We start from the raw sequence: 6,139 nt of genomic DNA, 5'->3' as shown, positions 1-6,139 counted from the left end.
ATGATCATGCGGGATCCAGGGTATCCATTTTACAGAAAATTTGAGACACTACCAATTACACAGAATTGAGCCTGGATTGTCATGAATAAGGAATGGTTTGAAACAACAATTGGAGAGCAAGTAACACTTCAACGTGGATTTGATATAACGAGGGAGGAGCAAAAACCTGGGAAAGTTCCGGTTGTTTCATCCAGTGGCATTTCAAGTTATCATAATGAATCGCAAGTTGCAGGTCCTGGTGTAATTTTAGGGAGAAAAGGTGTTGTGGGAAGCGTCTTCTATATAGAACCTGATTACTGGCCTCACGACACCACCCTTTGGGTAAAAGATTTTCATGGTAACAATCCCCGATTCGTTTACTACTTTTTCAAAGATTTAGCACCCGTATTAGCCAAAATGGATGTCGGTTCAGCAAATCCAACTTTAAATAGGAACCATGTTCACCCCATGAAAATTAAATGGCCTTCAATTTCTGTCCAGCGCACAATCGCCAATATTCTCGGCTCCCTCGACGATAAAATCGAACTCAACCGCCAGATGAGCGAAACCCTCGAAGCGATGGCCCGGGCCATCTTCAAATCCTGGTTCGTGGACTTCGATCCGGTCCGGGCGAAGGCCGAGGGTCGGCAGCCCGTGGGGATGGATGCGGAGACGGTGGCATTGATCCCGAGTGAATTTGAAGTGATTAATGGGCAGAATATACCAAAGGGGTGGCGAACAGTACGTCTTAGTGAGATAATTAACTTGCATGGAGGCGGCACTCCTAAAACTACTATTCAAGAATACTGGAATGGCGATATCCCTTGGTTTTCGGTTGTAGATGCACCAGGTGAGAGCGACATATTTGTCATCGATACCGAGAAGCACATAACGCAAGAAGGTGTCAATAATTGCTCAGCCAGCATTTTACCAGTCGGTACAACAATAATAACAGCCCGTGGAACAGTCGGAAAACTTGCCCTTGTGGGGGTACCAATGGCAATAAATCAATCTTGCTATGGCATTCGAGGTAAAATAGGATACCCAGACTTTTTTATTTACTTTTTAATGAAGAAAATTGTCGATGACCTTAAGCATCAAACACACGGAACGGTATTCGAAACAATCACTCGACAGACATTTTCTGGCGTTAATGTTACTATTCCCCCAGTCACAATTGCACGACAATTTGATGCCCTGATTCATCCTTATCTTATGAAGATTATCAATAATTTGTTTCAAATAAAGAGTCTTGCAGACCTCCGTGACATACTTTTACCAAAACTTATCTCTGGTGAAATCCGAGTAAATGCATTGAGCGAAGAAAATGCGGCTATGGGTTAAAATTGGCCTCTTCTTAAGTGCATACTTGCCCCTTTTCCTAATTTTAGCCATCAATAATTGGTTTAATCTTTACATTACTGGCCTATTTGTCATCATTCTTGTAATCAGTCTCATATGGTTCGTAGTAGTCTTCATCGTTAAAAGGACAACTCGGGAGAGCTATCATGTTGTAAATGTTGAGAATAAGGCAAAGGATGCTCTCAACTATGTAATTCCGTATATCATATCTTTCATCAGCCTAGATCTTTCTAAGTGGCAGGATTCAATCGCACTGGCAATTCTTTTAGTGATCATCTTTGTGGTTTACGTTCAATCTGAACTCCTTTATATAAATCCGCTCCTTTTCTTCTTTGGCTACAGCCTTTACAGCCTGGAGGTTTGTAAGCCTTCCCTTGGTTGTGAGGAGACTAAAACCGAAATTACCATAATAGCGAAAAGGAAAATTTCAAAAAGCGATAGAATCGAGGTTTGGGAAATCGATGAGGGCATAGCATGGGAGAATTGAAATGATCGCTGAACTTATTGGATATATCAACCAGTCTCACAAAGAAAATGTAAATCTTTATTTTGCAAAGAAAAACAAAAACCAAACAACCAAAGAAGTTACGTACGAATTTTTCAAAGCCAGAATTCATCCGGACATCGGAGAAGAACTGAGACGCAATGCACTGTCCCAGATGATCCGTCTCCATGAAAAAAATCCTCAATACATGGAATACGGAATTCTTCCCTATTCCGATAGCCCGATAATAGAGAAGATAAAAAATGACGATGTTCCAAATCTCCCATCCTTTCTATCGAGTACGGCCAATCCTCGGTTGAGCGTTATCACGAAGGATGACTTTAACAAGGTATTTGGATATATTGTAAAGATAGAGACTGGTAACATCACAGTGTTTTTCTTCAGGAAATATTCTCCCAAAAAGCTGATGGAGAAAGGTAAACTTGCTGTAATTTTTCGAGATGGCCAATTTTCCACGTTGAATGAAAACATCTTAGCCCTTGATTCTGTTTATGACGCAGCACTGCTGATGAGACCACCTACTCCCCAAACACAAACAATCCTCCCCGAGGTTTTGGTATTTCATAAGTCTCAATTCGAGTCGTTATTCAGCTTTATTGACTTCTATCTGGTGGAGGTTCAAAATAAAGAAGAATATCTCTCCGCGAAGGAATTTTTTGATGATTGCGGGAAGATATTTGAATGTTGTACAACCGACGCAAGAAAAATCCGAAAACTCGCACGAGTTCTAAAAAACAGTCAGATCGACCAGATGGATCGGGATAAGATTCGTAGAGTGGTAGATGAATTCAATTTGACATTGGGATTCACTGATGACGGTAAGTTAAGGGTGGACGAACAGAGCATCTGGACTATTCTGCGGATTCTCGATGATGACTACGTAAAGTCGGATATTACAAATAGCAAATACGAGTCTCGATCCAAGGTGAGGAAGTGACAACCTCCATCACAGAGTTTGATGTGGAGGAACTAGCTCTCACTTGGTTCCAGAACCTCGGCTATTCCGTCCTTTTCGGTCCCTCCATCGCCCCCGGCGAACCTCTCGCAGAAAGGGATGACTTCACCCAGGTCATCCTGCACGACCGCCTCAAGCAGGCTATTCACTGCCTCAACCCCGACATCACCCCTGAAGCCCGCGAAGATGCCTTCCGAAAGGTAATCCATCCCGATTCCCCCTCGCTGATCATCAACAACCGCTCCTTCCACCGCATGCTCGTCGATGGCGTTGAAGTCGAGTACAGGAGAAAGGATGGCTCCGTTGCCGGCGATCGGGTCCGCCTCGTGGACTTCCAGCACCCCGACGAGAACGACTGGCTTGTTGTGAACCAGTTCGCCGTAAAGGAAGGCCAGCACCACCGTCGCCCTGACATCGTGCTCTTCCTCAACGGCCTCCCCCTGCTCGTGATGGAGCTCAAGAACCCTGCCGATGAGAACGCCACCCTCGGCGCCGCCTACAACCAGCTCCAGACCTACAAGCAGCAGATCCCGGGCCTCTTCGCCTACAACGAGATGCTGGTCATCTCCGACGGCATGGACGCCCGCATCGGGACCCTGACGGCTAACATCGAGTGGTTTCTCCGCTGGCGGACCATCGAGGGCGATACTCTGGCCCCGGAGGCGATGCCAGAGCTGGAGGTGCTCGTCAACGGCGTCTGCGAGAAGCGCCGCTTCCTGGACCTCCTCCAGCACTTCATCGCGTTCGAAGAAGATGTGAAGGGCACCATCGCCAAGAAGATGGCCGGCTACCACCAGTTCCACGCCGTTCGCCGTGCCGTGGAGGCGACGGTCCAGGCGGCTGGCCCCGAGGGGGACCAGCGCTGCGGTGTCGTCTGGCACACCCAGGGATCGGGCAAGAGCCTCACCATGGTCTTCTACGCCGGCCAGATCGTGCTCCACCCGGCCATGGAGAATCCGACGGTGGTGGTCATCACGGACCGCAACGACCTCGACGACCAGCTCTTCGGCACCTTCTCCCGCTGCCACGACCTCCTGCGGCAGAAGCCCGTGCAGGCGGAGGACCGCGAGCACCTGCGCCAGCTCCTCTCGGTATCCTCGGGCGGGGTCGTCTTCACCACGATCCAGAAGTTCTTCCCCGAGAAGGGCGAGGAGGAGCATCCCCTCCTCTCGGACCGCCGGAACATCGTCGTCATCGCTGACGAGGCCCACCGCAGCCAGTACGGCTTCGAGGCCAAACTGAGCCGGGAGAGCGGCGGGATCTCCTATGGGTTTGCCAAGTACCTCCGCGACGCCCTGCCGAGCGCCTCCTTTATCGGGTTCACGGGCACGCCCATCGAGCTCGCCGATAAGAGCACTCGCACCGTCTTTGGCGACTACATCAGCATCTACGATGTCCAGCAGGCCATCAACGACGGCGCCACCGTCCCCATCTTCTACGAGAGCCGGCTGGCGAAGCTGGAGCTGAAGGGGAAGGACATACCCTGCCTGGACAGCGAGTTTGAGGAGGTGACCGAGGGCGAGGAGGAGACCCGCAAAGAGCGGCTCAAGACCAAGTGGGCCGCACTCGAGTCCGTGGTCGGGACGGAGAAGCGGATCCACCTCATCGCCCGCGACCTCGTGGACCACTTCGAGAAGCGGCGGGACGCCATGGGCGGGAAGGCGATGGTGGTCTGCATGAGCCGGCGGATCTGTGTCGAGCTCTACACTGCGATCACCGCGCTCCGCCCCGGGTGGCACGATGCGGACGACACCCAGGGCGCCATCAAGATCGTCATGACCGGTTCCGCTTCCGACAATCCCGACTGGCAGCCGCACATCCGCAACAAGCCCCGGCGGGAGGCGCTGGCCCGGCGGTTCAAGGATCCCGCCGATTCCTTCCAGATCGCCATCGTGCGGGACATGTGGCTGACGGGGTTCGATGTCCCCTGCCTCCACACCATGTATCTCGACAAGCCGATGCAGGGCCATACTCTCATGCAGGCGATCGCCCGCGTGAACCGGGTCTATCCCGGCAAGGATGGCGGGCTGATCGTGGACTACCTCGGCCTGGCCGACCAGCTCCGCAAGGCGATCGCCAACTACACCGCAAACAGGGGACGGGGGACGCCGGTCCTCGACATCGAGGAAGCCGTCGCGATCCTGCTGGAGAAGTATGAAGTCTGCTGCGATCTCTTCAACGGATTCGACCGCTCCCCCTGGACGAGCGGCGATCCGCAGACGCGGCTGGCGCTCCTGAAACCGGCGCTCGACTTCATCCTCGCCAGGAAGGATGGCAAGACGCGCTTCCTGCAGGCGGTGACGGAGCTCACCAAGGCGTTCGGCCTTGCCGTCCCCCACCCCGAAGCCCTGCGGATTCGGGAGGATGTGGCATTCTTCAAGGCGGTGCGGGCGCGGCTGGTGAAGTTCTCGGACGGAACGGGCCGGTTCTCCTGGGACCTGGACCATGCTATCCGCCAGATCGTCTCTGGTGCCATTGTCTCGGATGAGGTGGTGGATGTCTTTGCCGCAGCCGGGCTGAAGAAGCCCGATATCTCGATTCTCTCCGAGGAGTTCCTGGCCGAGGTGAAGGATCTCCCGCAGAAGAACCTGGCCGTGGAGCTGCTGCGCAAGCTGCTCAACGATGAGATCCGCGCCCGCACCCGCAAGAACCTGGTCCAGTCCCGCTCCTTCGGCGATATGCTGGACCGGACGATCAAGAAGTACCAGAACCGGGCCATCGAGACCGCGATCGTCATCGAGGAGCTGATCCAGCTCGCCCGGGAGATGCGGGAGGCCCAGAAGCGGGGCGAAGACCTGGGGTTGACCGATGCAGAGCTGGCCTTCTACGATGCGCTGGAGGTGAACGACAGCGCCGTGAAGATCCTCGGCGACGCGGTGCTGAAACAGATCGCCCAGGAGCTCGTCCAGGCCATCCGCCAGAACATCTCGATCGACTGGACGGTGAGGGAGTCGGTGCGAGCCCGGATCCGGGTGATGATCAAGCGGATCCTCATCAAGCACGGGTATCCTCCCGATAAACAGGAGAAGGCAACCCTCACGGTTCTGGCACAAGCAGAGTTGCTCTGCAGAGACCTTGTGCCCGCATAGGGGAGGTTATGATGAAACGCATCCGTTCTTGATCGTAGGATCTCTCTTGCAAAGGTTTATCGCCATTATAAAGGTGAATACCTGTCATGCAGCACGAGCCGGAGACCGCCGCCCGCATCCTCAAAGCCCTCAAGTACCGCTCCCGCGGGATGACGATTGCCGACATCGCCCGGGCGGCGGGGATCAGCCGCACCACCGCTGCCCGCCAGCTGGAGCTCTTGCGGGTGAACGGCCAGGTGGAGTTGAAAG

4 protein-coding genes are annotated in these 6,139 nt (G+C 53.2%); all 4 read left to right on the top strand.

The features are described 5' to 3' along the window. The first annotated feature begins 81 nt into the window (after window positions 1-81). The 4 genes from QMC96_13000 to QMC96_12985 are packed head-to-tail and all read left to right on the top strand — an operon-like array spanning window position 82 to window position 5,890. Window positions 82-1,323 (top strand): restriction endonuclease subunit S, encoded by a 1,242-nt coding sequence (locus tag QMC96_13000; protein MDI6877673.1) that lies wholly within the window; start codon window positions 82-84, stop codon window positions 1,321-1,323. After that, complete coding sequence (locus QMC96_12995) at window positions 1,307-1,828, top strand: hypothetical protein (GenBank protein MDI6877672.1); 522 nt, start codon at window positions 1,307-1,309, stop codon at window positions 1,826-1,828. Before QMC96_13000 ends, QMC96_12995 begins: the two co-directional genes overlap by 17 nt. A gap of 1 nt (window position 1,829) precedes the next feature. Beyond that, window positions 1,830-2,783 carry a DUF4868 domain-containing protein gene (locus tag QMC96_12990; GenBank protein ID MDI6877671.1) on the top strand — a complete coding sequence of 318 codons (954 nt, stop codon included), beginning with the start codon at window positions 1,830-1,832 and terminating at the stop codon, window positions 2,781-2,783. Further along, the gene (locus QMC96_12985) at window positions 2,780-5,890 is read left to right on the top strand and encodes a type I restriction endonuclease subunit R (GenBank protein MDI6877670.1); all 3,111 of its coding nucleotides are present in this window, start codon (window positions 2,780-2,782) and stop codon (window positions 5,888-5,890) included. Before QMC96_12990 ends, QMC96_12985 begins: the two co-directional genes overlap by 4 nt. Window positions 5,891-6,139 lie beyond the last annotated feature (249 nt).

This window comes from Methanomicrobiales archaeon (assembly GCA_030019205.1).
Lineage (GTDB): Archaea > Halobacteriota > Methanomicrobia > Methanomicrobiales > JACTUA01 > JASEFH01.
The sequence above is the reverse complement of the archived record's forward strand: the minus strand, read 5'-3'. Positions and strand labels throughout refer to the sequence as shown.